Source organism: Mesorhizobium sp. IMUNJ 23033 (assembly GCF_044778005.1).
In the GTDB taxonomy this organism is placed as follows: Bacteria; Pseudomonadota; Alphaproteobacteria; order Rhizobiales; family Rhizobiaceae; genus Mesorhizobium; species Mesorhizobium amorphae_A.
In genome coordinates, this window is sequence record NZ_JBJACT010000013.1 from 128,215 (window position 1) to 152,555 (window position 24,341).

Consider the following 24,341-nt stretch of genomic DNA (forward strand, 5'->3'; position numbering starts at 1 on the left):
CTCAGGCCTTCGATGCCTTGTCCAGGAACAACTGCGACATGGCAGTCGGCTGCACGCCGGTCACGCCTTTCGCCGTCGCCGTCAGATAGTCGTAGAAATAGCCGAAGATGACCGGCGTTTCCTCGAGCAGCAGCTTCTGGATCTTGCCGGCGCTAGCCTTCTGCGCCTCAAGGTCGAGCGCCGCGATGTAGCTGGTCGCGAGCGTGTCGTAGTCCTTGTTCTTGAAGTGCGCCGCGTTCCAGGTGCCGTCACTCTTCAGCGGTGCTGCAAGGTAGACGTTGGGCACGCCGCGATGGCCGTAATCGGTGATGCCCATCACCGAGTCCAGCCAGTTCGACTTGCCGAACACCGCATCGCCGTAATAGGCGCCCTGGTCGAGGATGTTGAGCTCGAGCTCGATGCCGATCTCCTTGACCCAGTTCTGGATGAGCTGGGCATATTCGGGGATTTCCAGATAGCGCTCGGTGGTCAGCGTCACCTTGAAGCCCTTGCCGGCGCCGGCCGCTTCCATCAGCTGCTTGGCCTGCGCGATGTCCTGCTCGCGCTGTGGCACGCTCGGGTCGGTCGAGGGATAGGCAGAGGCGAACGGGCTGTCGTTGCCCTCCAGGGCGCGGCCCTTCATCAGACCGGCGGCAAGCTTCTTGCGGTCGAGGCTGAGCGCGATGGCGCGGCGCACGCGCGGATCCTTGAACGGATCGGAATCGCAGCGCAGGTGCAACTGCTGGTGTGCCACCGATTTCAGGCTGATGATGTCGACATTCGGATCGTTGAGCAGGCCGACGCCGGCCAGCACCGGCATCTGGTTGATGATGTCGACCTGGCCGCCCTGCAGCGCCAGGATCTGCGGCTGCATGTCGGCGAAGAAGGTGAACTCGGTGCGCTCCGGCAGCGCCTTCGTCCCCCAATAGTCCTCGTTGCGCACGAAGGAGGCGCCGACCTTGGGCGTGTATTTCTCGATCTTGAACGGCCCGGTGCCGTCGAAGCTCTTTTCGTAGTCGCCCTTGTAGCTCGCCGGGATGATGACGGCGTTGTAATTGTCCGACGACACCATGTAGGGGAAGTTGCCGTTCGGCGCGTCGAGATGGAACTCGACCGTATGGTCATCGACCTTCTTGGTCGCGCCCTTTTGCAATATGCCGCTGAACACCGACAGCGCGTTGGACGAATTGGCCGGGTCGGCAAGCCGGTCGATGCTGGCCACCACGTCGTCGGCCTTCATCTCGCCGCCGCTGTGGAACTTGACGCCCTTGCGCAGCTTGAAGGTCCAGACCGTGCCTTTGTCGTTCGGCTTCCAGCTTTCGGCCAGCGCCGGCTGCAACACCAGGTCGGGCCCGTCGATGCAGAGGAACTCGGCGACTTGCTGCATCACCAGTAGACCGCCGGCGTCAGCGATGGTCACCGGGTCGATCGCTGCTGCCGGCACGCTGCTCGCCACGCGGATGGTCGCACCCGGAGCGCCCGCTGCGCGAGCGAGCGAGGGCATGGCACCGAGGCCGGCGGCTGTGCCGATGCTGCCCAGCAGCGGCAGCGACAGGCCGAGCAGGCTGCCATGGCGGATGAAGTCGCGGCGGCTGACCCGGCAGTCGATCAGCCCATCGATGAGATGGTTTTCGAGCGGCGAGCGCGAGCGCCGGATGAGATCGAGAAGGCGATAGTTCTTGCTCATGGGACTTACCCTTTCCCCTGTGTTCTTGTGATTGACGAATGTTCTTGTGATTGACGAATTCCGTGGAGTTCTCCTGGATCCCGGCCGTCAATGTGGTCTTCGACCGGAACTCTAACATGCGGTCCTCTCCGGTCCTGCGCGGCAGGGCCGGATTTTCGAAGCTCCGTTCGTCCCGCGTTACGCGATCCTTGTCGCGGCTGCGGGCTTCTCTTGTTGTATCCGTCTCCTGTTGGTTTGTGTGATCACTCCTAGTTCAACGGCAGGCGCCGATAGGTGCCGGGCTTCGCCGGGTCGTTATACTTGTTACACGGCCCGTTCTCGACAAAGTCGCGATGGCAGGCGGCAAGGTTCTCGCGCGACAGGGTGACGCCGAGGCCGTGGCCTTCGGGCACGCGCACGACATTATTTCGCGGCGAAAACGGCCCTTCCTCGATCACGTCGATAGGCCACATGCGAAACAGCGATTGGTTTGGCTCGCGGATCCATCCGAGGGCTGCGCACAGATGCAGATAGCAGGCGCTGCCGATGCCGCTGTCGCCGCTGTAGCACCAGAAATCGATGCCGGCATGCTCGCAGGCACCGACGAAGCGCAGCAGCCGGCCGATGCCGCCATGCGCCGTCGGATTGCCGACGATGGCATCGGGCACCTTGATCTCCATCGCGCGGGCTATATCGATATTGTGGGTCGAGAACGGGATCGAGCAATGCCGGCGCAATTCGCGCATCTCCTCGATGGTCGCCACCGGATCCTCCCAGTTGCGCACGCCCAGCTCTTCCAGCGGCCGCGCCAGCCGCCTGGCGGTCGCCAGCGAATAGGCCTGGTTGGAATCGATGCGAATCATCGCCTCATCGCCGAGTTTTCTGCGGATCAGCTCGACCATCTTGAGCGAGATCTTGGGATCCTGCGTCGAGAATTTGCCTTCGAAGAAAGTCGTGCCATGGGTCTCGTGCAGTTCGACGCAATAGTCGGCGACTTCTTCCGGCGTCGTCTCGCCCTTCACCTTGGGACCGTCGCCGCGCAGCGAGAAATAGTCGGTGAACGGGATGTCCTTGCGCACAGCGCCGCCGAGCAGCTGGTAAAGCGGCTGCTTCCACGCCTTGCCACGCAGATCCCAGAACGCCATCTCGATGGCGCCGAAGGCCATGATGCGGCTGCGGTCGTTGATCGACTGCACGCCGGTCCAGTAGGGCAGGCAGGCTTCTTCCGCGCCGGCGATGTCGAACGCGTCGCGGCCGGCGAGTCTTGGCGCCAGCACGTCGTTGATGATCGCCGCTGCGGCTGGCGTCGGCGCCTCACCGAGGCCGATCAGACCGTCCTCCGTCTCGACCTCGACGATCGTCGGCGAGAAGCCGTCGAGTTCGCCGAACACCCAGGCATAGGGCGCTTCGAGCCGCAGGTTGATCGGCGTCGCCTTTATGCGGCGGATCTTCATCTCAGCCGATCTCGAAGAAGGGCTTGCCGAGCAGGTCGGGCACGACATCGATGCCGAGGCCCGGACCATCGGGAATGCCCATGCGGCTGCCGGTCACCGGCGGCATGTTGGAGGCGGTGCGTATCGTCACCCATTCATGGAAGGCGATGGCGTGCAGGCGGCGCTCCTCCGGCGTCGACAGCGACAGATGCGCCATCGCAGCTGTGTCGATTTCGGCGCCGCCGGTGTCCTCGACCGTGATCATGAAGCCAAGATCGACGGCGAGGTCGCGGATCTGGCGGGTCTTGGTCACGCCGCCGAGCCGCGAGATCTTGAGCGTCAGCCCATCGGCGGCACCCTTGCGGTGGATGTCGAGCATGTCGTCCAGCGAGGCGACGGATTCGTCGAGCACCATCGGCTTGTCCAGCGAGCGGCGCACCGACATGTTTTCATCGATGGTGGTGCAGGGCTGCTCGAACGTGTAGTCGATGGCGCGCGTCGCGTCGGCGAACTGGCGCGCCTGGTAGGGCGTCCAGCCGGCATTGGCGTCGCAGAAGATGACGGTGCCTTTCGGCACCGCGGCGGCGACAGCCGTCACGCGCTCGATGTCGTCACGGACATTGCCGCCGACCTTGACCTGCAGCCGTTGGAATCCCTGGCCGACGATGCGCTTGGCAAGTGCGGCCATCGCGTCGACCGTGCCGTGGGTGACGACCTTGTAAAGTTCCGCCGTCTCGCTCTCGCGGCCGCCGAGCAACGTCACCAGAGGCACGTCGGCGGCGCGCGCGGCGAGATCCCAACAGGCCATGTCGAGAGCCGACTTGATATAGGGATGGTCCTTGAACACCGTGTCCATCAGCCGGCCGATGCCGGCCAGGCCGCGCGGGTCCTGGCCGATCAGATGCGGCGCGATCTCGACCACGCCCGCGCGGACACCCGCTGCGAACGCTGGTGAGTAAAAATTGCCGAGCGGCGCCATTTCGCCCCAGCCGGTCACCCCGCTGTCGGAGGTGATGGCGACGATCACCGCGTCGAACGCGTCGGCGACGCGCCCCTTCGACATGCGGTATGGCCCGTCCACGAAGGGCTGCACGACATGGTAGGCTTTTATGGTTTTGATCTTCACGTTGTTGTCCGTTGTCAGCAAAGTTCGGATTGGTCAGGCGCCCTTCGACGCGCGCTTTTCGAGGCCGCGCGCGTAGGCAAGGAGCTCTTCGAAATCGAGGTCGATATGTTCACGGGCATGGCGCTGGGCGGCACGCATGTCCTTGCCCTTCAGCAGCTGCACATAGGTCTCGTGGACGTCTTCCGAGGGCACCGGCTCGTTGCGGGCCCGCTGGTGGAGGGCGAAATACATCTGCAGCCGGCTGGTCAGCCGCTGCCAGGTTTCCAGGAGCACCGAATTGTCGGCCCATTCGTAGATCAGGCCGTGCAACTGCAGCGCTGTTTCGATCTGGCGGGTTGTGTCGAGATCGCGCGTCGCCTGCTTCACCGCTTCGTGGCGCCGGTCGAGCTCGTCGAAGAAGCGCCGGTCGCGCAGCTTCCAGGCCCGCTCGATGGCAAACTCGTCCATCACCTTGTTGAATGAATAGGCGTCGTCGATGTCCTTGGCGGTCACATTGATCACGAATGTGCCGGCATACGGGATGCTGGTCAGGATGCCCTCCTGCACCAGTTCGCGCATCGCCTCGCGCAGCGGCGCGCGGCTCACCCGCATCTGCTCGGAAATCCTGAGTTCGTTGAGCTTCTGTCCCGGCTCGAGCTGGCCGGTCAGGATCGCCCGCCTGAGCAGCGCCACGATCTCGGCCCTGCGAGTCGTATCCGCGATCGGACTGAAGTCCAGCTTGGCCATGCGCTCACTCCGGGGAGAACCGGAAGTAAGACAAGCAGATTGTCGACAATCTAGCAATAGTGAGTTTCTTGGCGGTGCGCTTTTCTGATCCGCGGTGCGTTATGCGGCTCTTCCGTAGAAGCCCACCCGCTCCTCGGCGCTGAACATCACGCCCGGTTTCTCGTAGTAGGAAAACACCGCGATCATCCGCTCGCGATTGCCCTCGACGGTGGTGACGCGATGCGCGGTGTTCTTGCCGCGAAAGACGTTCAGCGTGCCCGCCTTCATCCGCAATATCTTCGCCTCGGGGTCGCGTCCTTCGAGCAGTTTCGCGACGCCGTCATAGTTGGGATTGTCGTCCGAGCGCAGATCGGTGCGGTATTCGAGATCGCCGCCGCGCTCGGCGGCCTGCAGCAGAAGCGTCGTGGTGAACTCCGAACGGTCGAAATGCCAGTTGAGCGCCTCGCCGGCGCGGTAGCCCATGACATTGGTGCGGGCGAGGGGATCCTGCATGACATGCAACTGCTGCTTGCCCATCGCCGCCGCCAGGAAGCGCAGCAGCGGTTCGTACTCGTAGATGGCGAGCACTGTGCTGCCGGGAATCTGGTCGGCGCAGACGGTGTGGCTGATGGTCTCGACCTTGCGCAGCGCCGGATGGTCGGGGGCAAGCTCGGGAATATCAGGCTTGAAGTAGATGTTGTGCGTGCGCTTGTGGATGTGCGAGCGCGTGTCCATCACCGGTTGGATTTCCGACGCAGCCTTCTCGGCGACGCCGGGGCGCAGAAAACCTTCGAGATTGAACATGCCGTCAGCCTCGAGTGCGGTGACGGACTCAGCCAGAAGGCGCTTCCATTCGGGGCTGCCCTCGCGGTCGAGTGGGTAGCGGTCCAGGTCGAGAATGTCTTTCATCGTCGCGTCCTCGTGAAATCCTGCAGTCACTAGACAGCAAGGAAATCTTTCTCTCAACGCAGAAAATTGTTAGTCTCTCATAAGAAAAACTTGGGGAGGAGACGGCATGGAAAAGCTTCCGCCGCTGAATGCAGTGCGGGCGTTCGAAGTCGCCGCGCGCACCGCCAGTTTTACACTGGCCGCCACCGAACTCGGCGTCTCGTCGGCTGCAGTCAGCCAGCAGATCCGCAATCTGGAAAATTGGTTCGGCAAGCAGCTGTTCGTGCGCAGCGGCAACCGCATCGCACTGACCGATGCCGGCCACGCCATCTACCCGCAAGCGTCGCGCGCTCTGGGTGATATCGCCGCGATTGGGCGGCGCATGCTGGAAGGCGGCTTGAGGACGCGTCTCGTCGTCAGCGTGCCGTTTTCGTTGGCTGAACTGTGGCTGGCGCCAAAACTGGCAGTGCTTCTGGAGGCCTTTCCGCAGATGGCGATCGACGTTCGGGTCGAGGATGACCCTGTCGACATCGCCCGTCAGAACATCGACCTGCGCATCAGCTATGGCGACTATCACTATCCCGGCTTGAAGCTCGTCCGCCTCGTCCATGACGATGTGCTGCCGGTCTGCGCGCCGGACTTCTGGCGTCACCACGGCAATGGCGCATCCGGCCTCGAGGGCGTGCACGACAGCATGTTCATCCACACCAACTGGGGTCCGAACTATGCCACGCATCCGAGCTGGGCGGACTGGTTCGCGGCGTCAGGACAAAACCGCTCGCCCGATCCGTCGCAAGGACGGCGCGTCGGCCTGTCCAGCCTGGCGATCGCCTCGGCCCGGCTCGGCCTCGGCATCGCGCTTGGCCAGCGGGTCATGGCTCGCGCCGATCTGGAGACGGGGCGCCTCATCGCGCTGTCACCGGTCTCGGTGCGGCTTGGCCATCCCTACTGCGCCTTCATGCTGCCGGCCAAGGCCGAGCGTGCCGACGTCGCCGGCCTTGTCGAACTGCTCGGAGCAATTCCAGGAAAAGTGCGCAGCGGTTTTCCGTCCGGAATTGCGTAAAAGCAAAAACAGCAAAACGGCGCCCCCGGCTTGAGGCCGAGGTCGCCGTTGGACCGGGCCTGACGGGGGTTGTCAGGTGGCCGGTTTCTGGGGCAGCGGCGAAACCGGCATGCCGGGTCCGATCTTCTGCAGATTGCCGGTGATGACCTGATCGCCTTCGGCAATGCCGCTGGAGATGGCGATGAGATCGCCATTGACCGGCCCGAGTGACACGATGCGCTGGTCGACCGTGTTGCCCTTGCCGAGGACATAGAGGTATTTGCCGAGCTGGCTGGAGCCGAGCGCCACCTGCGGCACCATCAGCGCGTCGGGCTGTTCCTTGATGTGCAGCCGCACCCGGACATACTGGCCGGGCAGCAGCGTGAACTTCGCATTGCCGATCGTCGCGCGTGCCGTGATGGTGCCGGTCGAATGGTCGACGGTGTTGTCAATGAAGGTGAGCTGACCCTTCTGGCTCGGCTCCGTCTCGCCGGGAAGCAGGATATCGACATTGATTGGGCCTGCCGCCTTGGCTTGCTCTATCTGCGCCAGATCCGTTTCGCTCGGATTGAAGGTGACGTAGATCGGATCGAGCTGCACCAGCGTGTTGAGCACCGTGCCGCCGACGCTGACCAGCGTGCCGACGGAGGCCTGGTTGCGGCCGATGCGGCCGGGGAACGGCGCCTTGATCTCGGCATAGCTCAGATTGAGCTCCGCCGTTCGCACCGCGGCCTGATTGACCGCCAGTGACGCCTCGGCCTCGCGCAACGTGCTGGTGCGCTGGTCAAAGCTGTCCTTGGCGAGGTAGCCGCTCTTGGCGAGCTCCGTGCCGCGGCCGAGATTGGAGCGCGCATAGTCGAGTGTTGCCGTGTCGCGCTGCACCTGCGCCTTGGCCTGGTCGAGAGCCGCCTGGAAATCCTCCGGAGCTATTCTGTAGAGCAGGTCGCCCTGCTTGACGTCGCTGCCGTCGGCGGCAGCCTGCTCCTGCAGATAGCCCGGCACGCGCGCCTGCAACGTGATGCTGCGGATCGGCTCGGTGCGCGCGGCATAGTCGAGATAGATCGGGATGGTCTTGCGGACCACGCCGACCACCGGCACCGGCATGACGAACGCCGCCGGAGCTGGAGCCGCCCCTGCGGTGCCGGCATTGACGCCGAGATTGCCCATGTCGAGCAGATGCACGCTCGCCACCGAGATCGCGCCCAGCGCGACGGCCGTTCCCAAAGCGATTTTCCATTTACGCATGATTAATATCTCCAATCCTATTCGGCCGCTTCGGCCAGGCGCATCGGCGCTGGTTCGGCAGTCGGTTCAATATTGTCCTGTTCATGTGCGGCCGTGGGCTCGCTGCGCTCGCGGCCTTCGCGCAGCCGTTCGATCACCGCGTAGAAGACGGGCACGAACACCAGCGACAGGATTGTCGCTGCCACCATGCCGCCAAAGACGGTGGTGCCGATTGACTGCCGGCTTGCTGCACCGGCGCCCGTCGCAAACATCAGCGGCAACACGCCGAGGATGAAGGCGAAGGCCGTCATCAGGATCGGCCGCAACCTTAGCCGTGCGGCTTCCATCGCCGCGTCGACGATGGTGAGGCCTTCCTCGCGTCGCCGCCTTGCGAACTCGACGATCAGGATCGCGTTCTTGGCGGCGAGGCCAATCAGCATGACGAAGCCGATCTGCGAGTAGACGTCGATCTGCATGCCGCGCAAGAACAGGGCTGCGAAGGCGCCGAACAGGGCCAGTGGCACCGCCAAGAGCACCATGAACGGCATCGCCCAGCTTTCATACTGCATCGCCAGGATCAGGAAGACGAAGACGATGGCGAGGCCGAAGACGACCGACGCGATCGATCCTGCCTTGAGCTCCTGGAAGGTGATGCCGGTCCACTCGAAACCGAAATCCCTTGGCAGCGCGGTGGCAGCGGCCCGTTCCATCGCGGCAACCGCCTGACCCGAAGAATAGCCGGGGGCAGCGCCGCCATTGATCGTGGCCGAGGCGTTGTTGTTGTAGTGCGGGACGGTTTCCGGACCGACGAACGGCACCAGCTTGCCCAACGTCGAGAGCGGCACCATGCCGCCAGACGCATTGCGCACATAGAGCCGCGAAATGTCGGCCGCACCGGCACGTGCATCCTTGTCGGCCTGGATGGTCACCCGGAAGGTGCGGCCGAACAGGTTGAAGTCGTTCACATAGAGCGAGCCGAGATAGATCTGCAGCGTGTTGAAGACATCGGGCAGGTTGAGGCCGAGCAGTTTGGCCTTGCTGCGGTCGAGGTCGTAGTTGAACTGCGGCGTCGAGGTCGAGAACGGCGAGAACAGCTGCTGCGGATTGATTTCCGGCTGCTTGCGCGCCTCGGCGATGACGGCTTGCGTCGCATCGTTGAGAGCCACGCTGCCGCGCCCGGTGAGATCCTCGACGACGAATTCGAAGCCGCCCGTGGTGCCGATACCCGGGATCGAAGGCGGATCGAAGGACAGCGCGAAGGCTTCCGGAATCTGCATCAGCTTGCCGCGCACATCGGCGACGAGCTTCGATGCGCTCTGGTCGGGGCCGCGTTCTTCCCAAGGCTTCAGGATGGCGAACTCGACCGCCGAGTTCGACTGTGCCGCGCTGGTCAGGAAGTTCAGGCCGCTGATCGAGCCGACGATGTCGACGCCAGGCGTCGCCTGCAGAATGTCGCGCGCCTTCTGCGCCACCGCGTCGGTGCGTTCCAGCGAGGCGCCGTCAGGCAGCTGGATGACGACGAAGAAGTAGCCCTGGTCCTCGACCGGAAGGAAGGTCGAGGGCAGCTTCTGCCAGACGAAGTAGGTGGCGACCAGCCCGGCCGCGAACAGGCCGAGCATGATCCAGCGCAGCCGGATCAGGATGCGCACGCCATGCGCATAGGCATGCGAGAGCTTGTCGAAGCCGGTGTTGAACCAGCGGAACGGCGCGAACTGCGTCTCGCCGCGATGGCGCAGGAAGGCAGCACTCAGCGCCGGGCTGAGCGTCAGCGAGTTGAAGGCCGAGATGCCGACCGAAATCGCCACTGTCAGTGCGAACTGGTTGTAGAGCTTGCCCGAGACGCCGGGGATGAAGGCGACTGGCACGAAGACGGCCATCAGCACTGCTGTGGTGGCGATGATCGGTCCGGTGACTTCGGCCATCGCGGCCTTGGTCGCCGCCAGCGGTTTGAGACCCGCCTCCAATTGTCGTTCGACATTTTCCACCACCACGATGGCGTCGTCGACGACAAGGCCGATGGCCAGCACCATGCCGAGCAGAGAGAGCATGTTGAGCGAGAAGCCGAGCATCTCCATGACGACCATGGTCGCCACCAGCGACACCGGAATGGCGATGGTCGGGATGATCGTCGTGCGCCAACTCTGCAGGAAGATGAACACCACCGCCACGACCAGCACCAGCGCTTCGCCGAGCGTGATCAGCACGTCATGCATCGAGGCCGACACGAAGCGCGTCGTGTCATAGTGCATGGCATAGGAGACGCCTTTGGGGAAACGCGCCGACAGCTCCTGCATCTTGTCCTTGACGCGCTGCTGCAGATCGAGCGCGTTGGAGCCGGGCATCTGGTAGACGGCGAGCACCACGGTCGGGTCCTTGCCGAAGAAGGCCGAGGACGAATATTGCAGCGCGCCGAGCTCGATGCGGGCGACGTCCTTCAGCCGCACCAGCGAGCCGGTGTCGGTGTTGGCGCGCACGACGATGTCGCCGAACTCTTTCGGGTCGCTCAGGCGGCCGACAGCGCTGACCTGCATTTCGAAAGCAGTGCCGGCGGGCGCCGGCGACTGGCCGATCTTGCCGGCCGCCACCTGGACGTTCTGTTCCGAGATGGCGTTCTGGACGTCGACTGCGGTGATGCCGAGATTGGCAAGTTTGTCCGGGTCGAGCCATACGCGCATTGAATAGCGGCGCTCGCCGAAGATCTGCACGTCGCCGACGCCTTGCAACCGCTTCAACGGATCGACGATCTGCAGATAGGCAAGGTTGCTCAGCGCCACCGGGTCGACCGATTTGTCGGGCGAGGTCAGGTTGACGATGAGAACGAAGTTCGGGTTCTGCTTCTTGATCGTCACGCCGCCCTGGTTGACGATCGCCGGCAGCGACGAGGCGGCCTGCGAGACGCGGTTCTGGACGTCGACGGCCGCCGTGCTCAGCGGATAGCCGACATCGAAAGTGATGGTGATGGTCGAGGAGCCGTCATTGGAACTCGACGACGACATGTAGGTCATGCCTTCAACGCCGTTGATCTGCTGCTCCAGCGGCGTCGTCACCGTATCGGCGACCACCTGCGCGCTGGCGCCCGGATAATGGGCGCTGACCACGACCTGCGGCGGCGTGATGTCGGGAAACTGCGAGACCGGCAAAAGGAAATAACAAATCGCCCCGGCGAGCACCATGATGATGGCGATCGCCGACGCGAAGATCGGGCGGTGGATGAAATAGTTCACCATGACACGCAGGCCTCGTTGAATGCTTTTGCTTCGCCAAACGCGTTGGCGATTCTGGACAGCTGCCGGCCGCGCGCCGTCTCTTCCGGAAAGCGCGGCGCCGCCTTGCGGGCTGGCGCCTGCGCGGCCGCCAGCGAACGCAGCGTCGCCTCCAAGGCGCGCGGATCGACCCGGTCCGCCTTCATCACCAGCCGGATCATCGGATCCCGGATGGCTTCATCGATCGTCAAATCCTTGCGCTGCGACATAGGAGCGGCTCCTGGCTGGCGATTCGCATCGGATGATCGCGAACCGTTTTTCTCGTTCTCACCGGCCGAAGCCGCATGACATGCAGTGTTCTTGCCCTATTTCGTCCGGTAGGCCCCAACGGCGATACCTGTCGTTGACGGGAGGCAAGACGGGTGTTACCAGTAAGTAACATTCGTGACGTTACAGACCGGTAACACCCTAGTCAAGAGGTGCGCCGAATTTTTAGGGAGACAAGGAGACTTCGATGACAGACGGCACTACGGAACGCGTTCGGCCCCGGGATCGGATCCTGGAGACGGCACAGGACATGTTTCACAAACATGGCATTAAGGGCGTCGGCGTCGATGCCATCACCGAGGCCGCCGGCACCAACAAGATGACGCTCTACCGTCATTTCGAGTCCAAGGACGACCTGATCATCGAATGCCTGCGCGCCACCGCATGCAAGGCCGCCGCGATATGGGACGCATTCGAGGCCGAATATCCCGGCGACAAGCTCGGGCAATTGCATGCCTGGGTTCGCAAGGCCGCCGATATGCTCAACGCCGACAGCCGCGGCTGCGACATGGCCAATGCCGCCATCGAGCTCAGCGAGACCGATCATCCGGCGCGACGCGTCATCAAGGAACTCAAGGAAGCCCAGCGCGACCGCCTGGTGGCGCTCTGCCGCGACGCAGGCGTCGGCCAGGCCGAGCTTCTCGCCGACACGCTGTCGCTGCTGCTCGAGGGCGCGCGCGTCTCGATGCAGAGCGTCGGCGCCGAAGGCCCGAGCGCGCAGTTCGTGCGCATGGCGGAGGGTTTGATTGCGTCGTTCCGGGCGCGATAGGACCGACGCTTCGCGTTTTTGACGCTGAAGAATCCTGAATCTGTACCCGGAACGAAAAAAGCCCGCTGCCGGGAGGAGGTGGCAGCGGGCTCGATTTCGAATGAGACGCGGGAGGAGGTGCGCCGCATTCAGCGTCGGCATCGCATCTGGGAGGAGTAGATGGCCGACACCCAGATATCTACCGATTGCTTAATGATTCGGCAACCATAAAAGTTGCATAGCAGGTGTGCAGAATTGCCGCATCAGCCACCATTCCTCCGACAAATCCGGACAAAGCGACCTTGCTGCGGCGCACTAACCTATTGAACCGGCACGTTTTCCTTGAAGATCAGGCGTGGCTCGATGAATTTTTTCGTCAGGTAAGGCGCCGAAGACGCAATCGAGCCGAGCAGGCGGATGACCGACTGTTCGGCGATCAGCCGCGCATTCTGGTCGATGACGACATCGGCGATATCGTCGACCAGATAGCCGCGCGTTTCCCTGGTCAGGTCGTGGCAGATGAACACCGGCTTCTTCTTCGGCCTTGCCTCCAGCAGTGCTTTCGCCACGCCCGAGCGACCGGCGCCGACGCAATAGATGCCGAGCAATTCAGGCTCGTTGTGCAGCGCCTTCATCGTCGCGGTGTAGCTCACCTCCGGCTCGTCATTGATCTCGACGGCGCTCGAGACGCTGAGGTTGGGGAATTCCTCTGAGAGTACGGAGCGGAAGCCCATCTCGCGTTCTTCATGGCCGCGATAGGAGCGTGAGCCGACGACCATGGCCAGATGTCCGGTGCGGCCGCCGAGGAACCGTCCCATCAAAAGTGCCGCGGTGCGGCCGGCGACCCGGTTGTCGATGCCGACATAGGCCGAGCGCGGTGCCGCCGGAACGTCCGAGACCAGCGTGACCAGGCGGATGCCGGCCTCGACCACCTCGCGCAGGATGTTGCGCGTTCTCGGATGATCGACGGCGATGACGCCGACGCCGTTCGCCTTGAGCGAGAGGTTTTCGATGGCACCCTGCAGCGCGCCGGGCGCGATGCCGGCGAGGCTGTGGATGCGGCAGGATGCGACCAGCGGCAGGCGCGCGGCATAGTCCTCGATATGCTTGGCCAGATCGATCATGAAGGCGTTCGAGCCGATCGGCAGGAAGAATTCCAGATGCGCCGGCCTCGACGGCAACGCCACCTGGTCGACCACGGGCAGATAGCCGAGCTGCCTCGCCGCCTCCATCACGCGCTGCCGGTTGGCGGCGCTGGCGCCCGCGCGGTTGTTCAGCACCCGGTCGACCGTTGCGGTCGACAGCCCGCAGCTTCTGGCGATATCGGCAACGGTGGCTTTCATTGTCACAGTCATAGGAGCTGCTGCGATCCTGTGCCAGCGATGGGTGGTGCTCAGCCTGGCCGTTGCGTGTCCTCTGCGAGAGCCGCGCGGATTTCCTTGTCGGACATGCCGGTGATGATCCGCTCGACCTCGGCGACATTGGTCTTCTTCGGATCGATGTCGTCGGCCACGACCTTGCCCATGCGCATGACGACGATGCGGTCGACCACCTGGAAGACGTGATGGATGTTGTGGGCGATGAAGATGCAGGAGTGTCCGGAATCGCGGGCGTTGCGGACGAAGCTCAATACGCCTTGCGTCTCGGCGACGCCGAGATTGTTGGTCGGCTCGTCGAGGATGATCAGGTCGCTGTCGAAATGCATGGCGCGCGCGATCGCCACCGCCTGCCGCTCGCCGCCCGACAGCGAGCCGATCGGCGTGGTCGGCGGAATGTTCTTGGAGATGCCGACCTGCTTCAGCAGATCGCGGGCCACTACGTTCATCGCCTCCTGGTCCATGCGGTTGAGGAAGCGCGGCGGCTTGATCGGCTCGCGGCCGAGGAACAGGTTGCGGGCAATCGACAATTGCGTGACCAGTGCTGAATCCTGGTAGATCGTCTCGATGCCGTGGGCGATGGCATCGCTGGTGCTGCGCAGGTTCACCTTCTTGCCGCGGATGAAGATGTCGCCGCTGGTCAGCGGCACCGCGCCCGACAGCACCTTGATCAGCGTCGACTTGCCGGCGCCGTTGTCGCCGAGCAGCCCAACGATCTCCTGTTCATTGACGTGGAAATTGGCGTCCACCAGCGCCTGCACGCGCCCGTAGGACTTGCGGATGTTCGTCATGCGGATGAGCGGTTCAGCCATGGTTCACGTCCCTGACTGATGCCGGCGTTCCAGCCACGAGTGGAGCGCCATCATGCCGAGGATGATGGCGCCGATGAAGATGTTGTAGGCAAGGCCGGGCACGCCGATCAGAACGATGCCGTTGCGCATCACGCGCAGGATCAGGATGCCGAGCACGGTGCCGATGATCGTGCCGCGTCCGCCGGTCAGCGCCGTGCCGCCGATCACCACCATGGCGATGACTTCCAGCTCATAGCCGGTGCCGCTGTTGGGATTGGCCGCCGAGGTGCGCAGCGAGGAAATGACGCCGGCAAGCGAAGCCATCAGCGACGACAGTACGAACAGGCCGATCTTGACGCCGTTGACGTTGACGCCGCGGGCGCGCGCCGCATTGGGGTTGCCGCCGGCGGCCTGGATCCAGTTGCCGGTGCGGCTCTGGGTCAGCACGTAGCCCAGCGCGATCGCGGCGGCGATGAACCAGAACAGCGACATGTAGACACGGAACGGGCCGATGAAGAAATCGCCGACCAGCGCTTCCGCCAGCCAGCTGCCTTCGGCGCTCCAGGTCCGCTGCGGGAATCCGTCGGTGACGAACAAAGCAGTGCCGCGCACCACCAGCAGCATGCCGAGCGTCACCAGGAAGGAGGGGATCTTGAGCTGCGTCACGAACCAGCCATTGACCAGCCCGATGAAGGTGGCGACGACCAGCGCAATGACGAGCCCCATCTCCAGCGAGGTGGCACCGCTGTTGAACAGCGTCCACATCAGCACCGGCGAGAAGCCGAACAGCGATCCGACCGAGAGGTCGAATTCGCCCGATGTCATCAAAAGCGTCATCGCCAGCGCGATCAGGCCGAGCTCGACGGTGAAGGCCAGTATGTTGGAGATATTCTGCGGCGACAGGAAGTCGGGATTGATACCCCAGAAGACGACGAGCTCGATGACGAGCAGGACGAATGGCCCGAATTCCGGCCTGCCGATCAGGCCTTGGATGAGGGAACGATTTTCCACGAGCAACCCGCGACATGAATGGAATGGGCTGAGACCTGCACCGTAGATGACGGCGCGGGGTCGGCGACGATAGCGTCCAGCGCCGCGCGTCGAAAGGCGCGCGGCGCTGGTAGTCGTGGGGCTTATTTGCCGGACAGGATCTTGTCGTACACTTCGGCGGTGTCCTTCTCGTAGAGCGCGCCGGTGATGACGTTGAAGCCCGGAGGAATGCCGCTGGCAGCCATGTTGGCCAGTGAAAGCGCGACATAGCTGGTCGCCTGCGGGTCCTGCCACTGGCCGGCATTGACGTAGCCGTTCAGCACTTCCTGCGTGGTGTCGAGCGAGTTGCCCCAGCCGACGACCGGGATTTCGCCAGGCTTGACGCCGACCTGGTCGAACACCCGCTTGATCGAGCCGGTGACGAGGTCGCCGAGGCCGATGATCGCCTTGACCTTGGCCTTGTTGGCGGTGAGATAATCGACCATGCGGTTGATCACTTCAGCCTGGTCGAGCGTGGCTTCGGTGATTTCGTAGGTGATGCCGAGCGGCTCGAACACGCTCTTGATGCCTTCCTCTTCCTGCACGCCATAAGTGGCGCCGGGAACTTCGACCGGCATCCAGACGAAATCGCCCTTCTTCACCAGGCCCTTGTCGACCAGATACTGCGCCCAGTGCTTGCCGAAGGTGACATTGTCGCCACCGACATAGGCATTGAAATTGGCTTTCGGGTCAGGCGTGTTGAAGTTGATGATCGGGATCTTGGCAGCGCGCGCTTCCTTGACGATCTCGACCAGGCTGCCCGGGTCGGGGCTGGTGGTGACGATGCCGTCTGCCTTGGCCGAGATGGCGGCACGCACCGCCTCCTGCTGCGAGGCCACGTCGTTATTGTGGAACGAGGTGTTGACGGTGTTGCCGGTGTCCGTCGCCCATTGCTTGGCGCCGGCCAGGAAGTAGGTCCAGACCGGGTCGGCCGGGCCGCCATGCGAAATCCAGTAGAACGTCTTGGCCTGCGCCATTGCCGGAATGGCAAGCGCCATGATCAAGCCAAGCACGAGCAGTCTTAGCCTCGTCAGCATTTGATTTCCTCCCATGTTGAAAACGACCTCCCCATCAGGCGCGAAGCGGCCAACGGACCGCATCTCCAACCAGCACCGACCGGGCGCTCTAAGAGCATTCCCTTTTTCGGCCACTGGCAAGCCTCCATCTGCCAATGGACGTTGGCGCACGGCACAGCGCCATCAGCAATCCCATCAGATCGCATCAGTTGAGGTGATATTTTCCGGAAGCTCGGAGCCTCGTCGGCACGGACCGTCAACCTCGCCCGCCGAACCGTCCAGGCATTCAGCAAGGAAAGGGTCGCAGGCGACGCGGGCCGGCTAGATCAAACCTGCCTTGGCGAGGTCGCGCATGAGATGGCTGGCGCCATAGGTCCAGTGCGGGCAATCGGGCGACAGCCGCACACGATTGACCAGCGCGCCGAATTTCTCCGACGAGATGGTGACGATGTCGCCGACCTTGTGGGTAAAACCTTTGCCCTTTTCGCCGCGATCCTTCGACGGCACGAACATGGTGCCGAGATAGAGCGCGAGCCCATCCGGATACTGGTGGTGCGGACCCATGGCGGCTGCGACCAGTTCTTCCGGCGAGCGGCTGATCTCGGCCATCGAGCTAGCGCCCTCCAGCGAAAACCCGTCCTCGCCCTCGACCTTCAGGCGCACGATGGCCTGCTTCACGTCCTCGATGGAGAAGGTGTCGTCGAACAGCCGGATGAACGGGCCGAGCGACGCCGAGGCATTGTTGTCCTTGGCCTTGCCGAGCAGCAGCGCCGAACGTCCCTCGACGTCGCGCAGATTGACGTCGTTGCCGATCGTGGCGCCGACGATGCTGCCGCTGCTGGCGGCGATCATGGCGATCTCCGGTTCCGGATTGTTCCAGGTCGACACTGGATGCAGCCCGACATCGGCGCCGAAACCCACCGAGGCCATCGGCTGGCATTTGGTGAAGATCTCCGCGTCGGGACCGATGCCCACTTCCAGATATTGCGACCAGGCGCCGCGCTGGATCAGCTTGGCCTTGATCTCCATCGCTTCGGGCGAGCCTGGCTTCAGTTTGGAAAGATCATGGCCGATCAGGCCGGCAATGTCGGCGCGGATGGCGTCGGCCTTTTCCGCCGAGCCGCGCGCCTGCTCCTCGATGACCCGTTCGAGCAGGCTGACGACGAAGGTGACGCCGGAGGCCTTGACCGCCTGCAGGTCGACCGGGGAGAGCAGATAGGGTTTTGCCGGATCGCGCGTCGCCGCGAAACTGTTGGCGGCGATCGCGTCGAGCGAACCGATCGGCTTGCCCTTGGCGGTGCGAACATGGCCTGCGGGGTCCGCCATTTCGCAGACATCGCGAACGGTTGGCGCCGTGCTTGATGTGATGTCGAAGACCGTGCCGTCGCGCACCGTGACCACCAGCGGATAGGACGCTTCGCCTGTCCGAGCACGGCCGATGAACAGGCCGTCGGCGGGCAGGTGGCTTGGATTGATCATGGCTGCGGTTCTCCCAGTCTGGTTACGGCGGTCCACCTTGGTTGAAAGGCGGGCCGATCGGCGCGGCACTTTCGTCGGATTCCGGTCAAAGGTCTATCCCGTTCGTGATGCGGTTTTCGATGGCGCCGGCCGGCAAATACCCACAGGCGTCGCAACAAGATCGAAACGCTCTTTCAAATATGTGAAATCGACAATAGGATTTTCACGCACAATCAACCTCAGGTGATCCTTGCCCGCACCGTTTTCCGATCCGATCTGGCAAAAGCCCAAGGCTGTATCGGCATTCCCGTCGCTTTTTCCGGCCGGCAGCCCTGTCGATGTCGTCATCGTCGGCGGCGGCATCATGGGCCTGTCGACCGCCTTGCACGCGGCGCGCCTCGGTCTTGCAGTCCAGGTACTGGAGGCCGGCGCGATCGGAGAGGGCGCATCGGGGCTGAATGGCGGCCAAGTCATCCCCGGCCTGAAGTATGATCCGGAATGGCTGCTTGAGCATTTCGGGCTCGAACGCGGCGAGGCGCTGGTCAATTTTGCCGCCTCGACAGCCGATGCGGTGTTCGACCTGATCCGCGACGAGAGACTGGCGGTGCCGTTCGTTCGCAATGGCTGGATCCAGGCCGCGCACACCGAGACCGCGCTGAAGGCGGCAGCCAACCGGGATAGGCAGTGGCGGGCGCGTGGTGCCGATGTTGAGCTTCTGAGCCAAGCGGAAATCGCGGCGATGACTGGCGCGCAGGGCTATCTCGGCGGCTGGCTCGACCGCCGCGCCGGCGTCATCGACCCGCTCGCCTATACATCGGAACTGGCGCGCGTTGCCACAGCCGCCGGCGCCCGGATCGCCGAGCGCCAGAAGGTGGTGAAACTTGCCAAGGACGCCGGCTTTTGGCGCGTCTCGACCGCAAACGGCGCCGAATTGCGGGCGAAGGCGGTTGTCCTTGCAACCAACGCCTATACAGGCGGCCTGCTTCCTGGCCTGGCCCAGACCATCGTGCCGCTGCATTCGTTCCAGATCGCGACGGCGCCGTTGTCTTCCAATCTCGCGGCGACGATTCTGCCGGAAGGGCAAGCAGTGTCGGATTCGCGCCGCATCCTCGTCTACTACCGCAAGAGCGCCGACGGCCGGCTGGTCCTGGGTGGGCGCGGCCGCATGGCGCTGCCGACCAGTGAGGGTGACTGGGCGCATCTCGAACGGGCGCTGGTCAGGCTCTATCCTGCGCTTGCCGGCGTTGCGATAGAAAAACGCTGGTTCGGCCGTGTGGCGATGACGCCGGACCATCTGCCGCATATCCACGAGCCGGAGCCGGGCCTGCTCGCCGTGGTCGGCTGCCAGGGCCGCGGCGTCGGCCTGATGACCGCGCTCGGCGGGCGCATGGCGAGCTATCTTACCAACGGCGATATCAACCAGTTGCCGTTCCCGCTGACGCCGATCCGGCCGATCCCGTTCCACGCTTTCCGCCAGATTGGCGTCGCCGCGACGATCGCCTGGTATCGGATGCTGGACGCCTTCGAACGCTGATTTCATGGCTAGCCATGAATCAGCTTGACAGTTTCACGAATATGAAAAAGCTAAGTCGATTTCATAATTCCGTTGGACGGTTCGATGTCGACCATCGCAGCAGGGCAGTCGCTGCCGGAATCCCGCACTTCGCCGGGCTTCCATCTTGCCATGCTGCTCCCGGGCGGACTGGTCACCTTCTTCCTAATCCTGTTTGCCCTCGGCCTCGTGCTTTTCTTGGCCTTCCGCGGCAATGACGGCTCGCTGCTCGGTGCTGGCCTGACCATCGCGAACTTCGCCACCGTGGCGTCCGATCCGCTCTACTGGACGGTGACGCTACGTTCACTGGCAATCGCCGGCCTGGTGACGCTTGCCACGGTGGTGACTGCCTATCCCGTCGCCTATTATCTCGTCTTCCACGCCGGGCGGCGGCGCGGCCTTTTGCTGTTGCTGGTGACGCTGCCGTTCTGGACCAGCTATCTCTTGCGCGTCTTCGCCTGGAAGATCGTGCTCGCTTATAATGGCGTGCTGAACTCGGCGCTGATCGAAAGCGGCATCTGGTCCGAGCCGACGCTTGCCTTCCTCAACACGCCGGCCGCGGTCGTCGTCACGCTCGCCCACGCCTATGCGCCCTTCGCCATCCTGCCCATCTATGTGGCTCTCGACACCATTCCGAAGTCGCTGCTCGAAGCCGCCTCCGATCTTGGCGCCAGGCCGCTCACCTCTTTCCGCCGCGTCGTGCTGCCGAATTCGATGCCGGGCGTGCTGGCGGCGGCCCTCGTCGTCTTCGTGCCGACGGTCGGCGACTATGTGACGCCTGCCATGGTCGGCGGTCCGGCCAGCACCATGATCGGCTCGCTGATCCAGTCCGAGTTCGGTAAGGCCAATGACTGGCCGTTCGGCGCCGCCCTTTCGGTTTGCGTCATGCTGGTCATCCTCTGCGTGGTTCTGGTCGCGCGCGGCGCCGACCGCAGATTTGGCAGCCGCACATGAGCACGGCGCGCACCGAGGCCAATGCAGGCGGCCGCTGGCTCGGCGCCTATGTGCTTGCCTATCTGGTCTTCCTCTATCTGCCGATCCTGCTGATCCCGCTGTTTTCCTTCAACGATTCCATCCAGGCGGCGTTTCCGCTGCAAGGTTTTACGCTGCAATGGTACGCGACGCTCTACGGCAATCCGGCCCTGTCGGGCGCTTTGGCCAACAGCCTCATCATCGGCACCATCGCCGCCAGCGGCGCTACTCTCTGCGGTATCACCGTGTCCTACATGGACCTCTATGGCCGCTCGCCGCTGGCCGCCATCATCAGCGCCATTGCCCGGCTGCCGATCCTCATTCCCGGCGTCATCGTCGGCATTTCGCTGCTGATCCTGGTCAACCTCGTCGGCTTCGGCCCGTCGCGCGTCGCTATCGTGCTCGGCCACATATTGGTGGCGCTGCCGACGACGGTGGTGGTCATGCGCAGCCGCTTCGCCGCCATTCCGAAAACCATCCGCGAGGCGGCACTTGACCTTGGCGCCTCCGACTGGACGACGTTCCGGCGCGTCATGCTGCCGCTCAGCCTGCCGGCTGTGCTGTCGGCTTTCATGCTGGCTTTCCTGACCTCCTTCGACGAGTTCATCGTCGTCTTCTTCCTGGCCGGCACCGAGCCGACGCTGCCGCTCTACATCTGGAGCCAGCTGCGCTTCCCGCGCTCGCTGCCGACCGTCATGGCGCTGGGCACCGCGATCCTCGTCGCGTCCTTCATCATCGCCGCCTTCGCCGAAATTCTGCGCCACCGCGGGCTCGGGACCGCCCGCCGGACAGCCGCCGCCAATCCAGCCTGATCATAACAACGAAGAGGAGAACGAAAATGGCATTCGACCTGAAATCGATCACCGGAAACAAGGCGCGGGCCGGCCTCGCCGCACTCGCGCTGGCGCTTTCGTCGACAGTCGCCTTCGCCGGCGACAAGCTGCAATATTTCACCTGGTCGGGCTACGAACTGCCCGACTTCAACAAGAGCTTCCTTGCCGCCCATCCCGATGGCGTCGAGGCCTCGATCTTCGGCGACGACGACGACGCCTTCACCAAGGTCAAGGCAGGCTTCCGCCCCGACGTCGCGCATCCCTGCTACGACAAGGTGGCGCGCTGGAACAAGGAAGGCCTGCTGCAGCCGATCGACACCAAGCGCATCAAGAACTGGGATTCGATCTTCCCCGTCTTCAAGAACCTGCCCGACCTGCAGGCCGGCGATGGCAAGGTCTGGATGGTGCCGTGGGACTGGGGCAACACCTCGATCCTCTACCGCACCGACCTGGTGAAGGATCCCGAAGCGAGCTGGAACCTGCTGTGGGACAAACAATATGCCGGGCGCATGGCGACAATCGATGCCGTGCATGACACGCCAGTCGTGGCGGCGCTTCTCGCCGGCGTCAATCCGTTCGACATGACGCCCGAACAGATGGACAAGGTGGCGGAGAAGCTGCGCGAGCAGCGCCCGCTGCTCTCCAACTACACCACTGACATGACCTCGGTGGAGCAGGCGCTGGCCAGCGGCCAGCTGGTCGCCGCCATGACCTGGAACGCGTCGGCCACTTCGCTGAAGAAGCAGGGCGTGCCGGTCGAGTTCATGAAGCCGAAGGAAGGCATGCTGACCTGGGCCTGCGGCTTCGTCATGCTCAAGGACGCCAAGAATGTCGACCTCGCCTATGACTTCATCAACAGCCGGCTGGAGACAGATTCCGGCAAATACCTGATCCAGGCCTATGGCTATGGCAGTTCGACCAGCTCGGCCTTCGCCGCCGTGCCGAAGGAGGAACTGGACAAGCTGCAGCTGCCGTCCGACCCGGAGGTGATCCTGAAGACCACCGTCTTCACCGGGCCGATGAAGCAGAATGACGATCTCGCCAAGATGTTCGAGAAGGTCAAGGCGGGCGGGTGAGGCCGGTCTTTCCTTCTCCCTTTGTGGGAGAAGGTGGATCGGCGCGCAGCGCCGAGACGGATGAGGGGTGCGTGACGGATCGCCGTCTTTGCCAAGCTGGAACACCCCTCATCCGTCGCCTTCGGCGACACCTTCTCCCACAAGGGAGAAGGGGGAGCCTTACAGCGCCGCGCCGTTAAAGAGCAACGAGGACGAACGGATGGACATGCTGGACGAGGCGGCTGAAAGGCCGAAGGACGATGCCGACGTGTGGGTCGGCCGGCGCGTGCGGGCGCTGCGGCTGGAGCGCAACCTGTCGCTGGCCGAGCTTGCCGCCAAGGCCGGCGTGTCGATCGGGGCGCTGAGCCAGATCGAGCGTGGTATGTCCTCGCTGCGCGTCAAAGTGATCTGGCCGCTCGCCGCCGCTTTGGACATCGAGCCGTCGGCACTGATCGCCGACGGCAACGATGCCGTCAACGATCTCTACTGCGTGCGCGCCGACAAGCGGCGGCAGATCCCGGTGAAGTCGGAGGGCATCGCCAAGGCGCTGCTGTCGCCGCCCGCCGCCACGCTCACCGGCATGCTGGTGAGCGTCGAGGCCGGCGGCGGCACCGCCGAAGCCTATGCGCATGCCGGCCATGAGTTCGGCTATGTCCTGTCGGGCGAGGTCGAGCTGGTGGTGGATTCGACCACCTACGGGCTGAAGACCGGCGACAGTTTTGCGTTCAAGAGCACGCTTTTGCACGCCTTCCGCAACCCGGGTGTCGAGCGCTGCCAGATCCTGTGGGTCAACACGACAAAACCATCGGAGGTGCGCGATGGCGCCTGATGCCCTGGTGCGGCTGGATGCGGTCTCGAAGATTTTCCCCGGCGGCATCGTCGGGCTTGACGCCGTCGACCTCGACATCGCCCGCGGCGAATTCCTGACCTTGCTTGGACCCTCCGGCTGCGGCAAGACCACCAGCCTCAGGGTGATCGCCGGTTTCGAGAGCCCGTCGAGCGGCAAGGTGTTGCTCGAAGGCCGCGACATCACCGCGCTCAGGCCATTCGACCGGCCGGTCAACACCGTGTTCCAGGACTATGCGCTGTTCCCGCACATGAACGTCACTGAGAATGTCGGCTTCGGCCTGTCGCTGCGCAAGCTGTCCGGCACGCAACAGGCCAAGCGCGTCGGCGAAGCGCTCGACATGGTCGGCCTCGGCGACAAGATCGGCGCCCGCGTGTCTGAGCTCTCGGGCGGCCAGCGCCAACGCGTCGCGCTCGCCCGCGCCATTGTCTGCGAACCGCGCGTGCTGTTGCTCGACGAGCCGCTGTCGGCGCTCGACGCGCATCTGCGCGAGCAGATGCAGGTCGAACTGAAGCGGCTTCAGTCAAGGCTCGGCACCACCTTCGTCATGGTCACCCACGACCAGACCGAGGCGCTGTCGATATCCGACCGCATCGTCGTCATGAACAAGGGCCGCATCGAGCAGATCGCGCCGCCGGCGACGCTCTACGACCGGCCCGCCACCAAATTCGTTGCCAGCTTCATCGGCACGATGAACCTGTTGCAGTCGCGCTTTGTCGGCCGCGACGGCGACCGCCTGCGCTTCGCCGCTGGCACGTTGCCCTTGGAGGCTGTTTTGGAAGCCGGCGAGGCACCCGGCGAAGGCGCTGTACGCACCATCGGCGTGCGTCCCGAGGATTTGCTGGTGGCAACCGAGGCGGCCTCCGGCACCGCGCCGGCGCGGGTCAACAGCATCGTCTTCCACGGCCGCACCTTGCGCTTGCATGCCGAACTGGGGCAGGGGATGCCGGTGGTGATCGACGCGCCGCGCCGGGCCGAGGGTTTTCAATTCAGCGTCGGTGACGTGGCGCATATCAGCCTGCGCCGTGGCGCCAACTGCCCTATGCTCTCCAGCTAATCTCCTCGACATTT

General features: G+C 63.8%; 21 protein-coding genes. 8 read left to right on the forward strand and 13 right to left on the reverse strand.

The window, feature by feature from the left end; all coding sequences use genetic code 11:
• Position 1 precedes the first annotated feature (1 nt).
• From ACFX5Q_RS16395 to ACFX5Q_RS16415, 5 genes are all read right to left on the reverse strand, one after another.
• Entirely contained in the window at positions 2 to 1,666 is a 1,665-nt protein-coding gene (locus ACFX5Q_RS16395) for an ABC transporter substrate-binding protein (protein WP_404279607.1), read from the reverse strand.
• Between the two features lie 248 nt (positions 1,667 to 1,914).
• Positions 1,915 to 3,099: a mandelate racemase/muconate lactonizing enzyme family protein gene (locus ACFX5Q_RS16400; RefSeq protein ID WP_404279610.1), complete on the reverse strand. Its 1,185-nt coding sequence runs from the start codon at positions 3,097 to 3,099 to the stop codon at positions 1,915 to 1,917.
• Between the two features lies 1 nt (position 3,100).
• On the reverse strand, positions 3,101 to 4,204 hold the full coding sequence (locus ACFX5Q_RS16405) for a mandelate racemase/muconate lactonizing enzyme family protein (protein ID WP_404279612.1): 1,104 nt from the start codon (positions 4,202 to 4,204) through the stop codon (positions 3,101 to 3,103).
• Between the two features lie 33 nt (positions 4,205 to 4,237).
• Positions 4,238 to 4,930: a GntR family transcriptional regulator gene (locus ACFX5Q_RS16410; protein WP_404279614.1), complete on the reverse strand. Its 693-nt coding sequence runs from the start codon at positions 4,928 to 4,930 to the stop codon at positions 4,238 to 4,240.
• A gap of 99 nt (positions 4,931 to 5,029) precedes the next feature.
• Positions 5,030 to 5,818 (reverse strand): 2OG-Fe(II) oxygenase, encoded by a 789-nt coding sequence (locus ACFX5Q_RS16415; RefSeq protein WP_404279616.1) that lies wholly within the window; start codon positions 5,816 to 5,818, stop codon positions 5,030 to 5,032.
• Positions 5,819 to 5,924: 106 nt separating this feature from the next.
• Here ACFX5Q_RS16415 and ACFX5Q_RS16420 point away from each other — a divergent pair, with 106 nt between their 5' ends.
• The gene (locus ACFX5Q_RS16420) at positions 5,925 to 6,860 is read left to right on the forward strand and encodes a LysR substrate-binding domain-containing protein (RefSeq protein WP_404279618.1); all 936 of its coding nucleotides are present in this window, start codon (positions 5,925 to 5,927) and stop codon (positions 6,858 to 6,860) included.
• Positions 6,861 to 6,932: 72 nt separating this feature from the next.
• On the opposite strand, the gene ACFX5Q_RS16425 is transcribed toward ACFX5Q_RS16420, so the two are convergent.
• From ACFX5Q_RS16425 to ACFX5Q_RS16435, 3 genes are read right to left on the reverse strand one after another with little or no spacing between them, the layout of a single operon-like run.
• Complete coding sequence (locus ACFX5Q_RS16425; RefSeq protein WP_404279620.1) at positions 6,933 to 8,084, reverse strand: efflux RND transporter periplasmic adaptor subunit; 1,152 nt, start codon at positions 8,082 to 8,084, stop codon at positions 6,933 to 6,935.
• A gap of 17 nt (positions 8,085 to 8,101) precedes the next feature.
• The gene (locus tag ACFX5Q_RS16430; RefSeq protein WP_404279622.1) at positions 8,102 to 11,290 is read right to left on the reverse strand and encodes an efflux RND transporter permease subunit; all 3,189 of its coding nucleotides are present in this window, start codon (positions 11,288 to 11,290) and stop codon (positions 8,102 to 8,104) included.
• Entirely contained in the window at positions 11,284 to 11,535 is a 252-nt protein-coding gene (locus tag ACFX5Q_RS16435) for a hypothetical protein (protein ID WP_404279624.1), read from the reverse strand. Before ACFX5Q_RS16435 ends, ACFX5Q_RS16430 begins: the two co-directional genes overlap by 7 nt.
• 245 nt (positions 11,536 to 11,780) lie before the next feature.
• Here ACFX5Q_RS16435 and ACFX5Q_RS16440 point away from each other — a divergent pair, with 245 nt between their 5' ends.
• Complete coding sequence (locus ACFX5Q_RS16440) at positions 11,781 to 12,362, forward strand: TetR/AcrR family transcriptional regulator (RefSeq protein ID WP_404279626.1); 582 nt, start codon at positions 11,781 to 11,783, stop codon at positions 12,360 to 12,362.
• A 299-nt stretch (positions 12,363 to 12,661) separates the two neighbouring features.
• Here the strand turns inward: ACFX5Q_RS16440 and ACFX5Q_RS16445 are convergent, their stop codons facing one another.
• The 5 genes from ACFX5Q_RS16445 to ACFX5Q_RS16465 form a co-directional block, all read right to left on the reverse strand.
• Positions 12,662 to 13,684 (reverse strand): LacI family DNA-binding transcriptional regulator, encoded by a 1,023-nt coding sequence (locus tag ACFX5Q_RS16445; protein WP_404279628.1) that lies wholly within the window; start codon positions 13,682 to 13,684, stop codon positions 12,662 to 12,664.
• Between the two features lie 50 nt (positions 13,685 to 13,734).
• Positions 13,735 to 14,529, reverse strand: coding sequence for an ATP-binding cassette domain-containing protein (locus tag ACFX5Q_RS16450; protein ID WP_404279630.1), 795 nt, complete (start codon positions 14,527 to 14,529; stop codon positions 13,735 to 13,737).
• A gap of 3 nt (positions 14,530 to 14,532) precedes the next feature.
• Positions 14,533 to 15,519 (reverse strand): ABC transporter permease, encoded by a 987-nt coding sequence (locus ACFX5Q_RS16455; RefSeq protein WP_404279632.1) that lies wholly within the window; start codon positions 15,517 to 15,519, stop codon positions 14,533 to 14,535.
• 122 nt (positions 15,520 to 15,641) lie between these two features.
• Positions 15,642 to 16,574, reverse strand: coding sequence for a substrate-binding domain-containing protein (locus ACFX5Q_RS16460; RefSeq protein WP_404279634.1), 933 nt, complete (start codon positions 16,572 to 16,574; stop codon positions 15,642 to 15,644).
• 300 nt (positions 16,575 to 16,874) lie between these two features.
• Positions 16,875 to 18,032, reverse strand: coding sequence for a fumarylacetoacetate hydrolase family protein (locus tag ACFX5Q_RS16465; protein WP_404279636.1), 1,158 nt, complete (start codon positions 18,030 to 18,032; stop codon positions 16,875 to 16,877).
• 229 nt (positions 18,033 to 18,261) lie between these two features.
• Here ACFX5Q_RS16465 and ACFX5Q_RS16470 point away from each other — a divergent pair, with 229 nt between their 5' ends.
• The 6 genes from ACFX5Q_RS16470 to ACFX5Q_RS16495 all read left to right on the forward strand — a co-directional run bounded on the left by ACFX5Q_RS16470 (position 18,262) and on the right by ACFX5Q_RS16495 (position 24,327).
• The gene (locus tag ACFX5Q_RS16470) at positions 18,262 to 19,545 is read left to right on the forward strand and encodes an NAD(P)/FAD-dependent oxidoreductase (protein WP_404279638.1); all 1,284 of its coding nucleotides are present in this window, start codon (positions 18,262 to 18,264) and stop codon (positions 19,543 to 19,545) included.
• Between the two features lie 84 nt (positions 19,546 to 19,629).
• Positions 19,630 to 20,517 carry an ABC transporter permease gene (locus tag ACFX5Q_RS16475; protein WP_404279640.1) on the forward strand — a complete coding sequence of 296 codons (888 nt, stop codon included), beginning with the start codon at positions 19,630 to 19,632 and terminating at the stop codon, positions 20,515 to 20,517.
• A complete protein-coding gene (locus ACFX5Q_RS16480) occupies positions 20,514 to 21,347 on the forward strand; it encodes an ABC transporter permease (protein ID WP_404279642.1) in 834 nt (277 codons plus the stop codon). The genes ACFX5Q_RS16475 and ACFX5Q_RS16480 overlap by 4 nt, the downstream gene beginning before the upstream one ends.
• Before the next feature lie 26 nt (positions 21,348 to 21,373).
• On the forward strand, positions 21,374 to 22,444 hold the full coding sequence (locus ACFX5Q_RS16485) for an ABC transporter substrate-binding protein (protein WP_404279644.1): 1,071 nt from the start codon (positions 21,374 to 21,376) through the stop codon (positions 22,442 to 22,444).
• A 199-nt stretch (positions 22,445 to 22,643) separates the two neighbouring features.
• The gene (locus ACFX5Q_RS16490; protein ID WP_404279646.1) at positions 22,644 to 23,252 is read left to right on the forward strand and encodes a cupin domain-containing protein; all 609 of its coding nucleotides are present in this window, start codon (positions 22,644 to 22,646) and stop codon (positions 23,250 to 23,252) included.
• Positions 23,242 to 24,327, forward strand: a complete 1,086-nt coding sequence (locus ACFX5Q_RS16495; RefSeq protein WP_404279648.1) for an ABC transporter ATP-binding protein — start codon at positions 23,242 to 23,244, stop codon at positions 24,325 to 24,327. Before ACFX5Q_RS16490 ends, ACFX5Q_RS16495 begins: the two co-directional genes overlap by 11 nt.
• Positions 24,328 to 24,341: the final 14 nt, after the last annotated feature.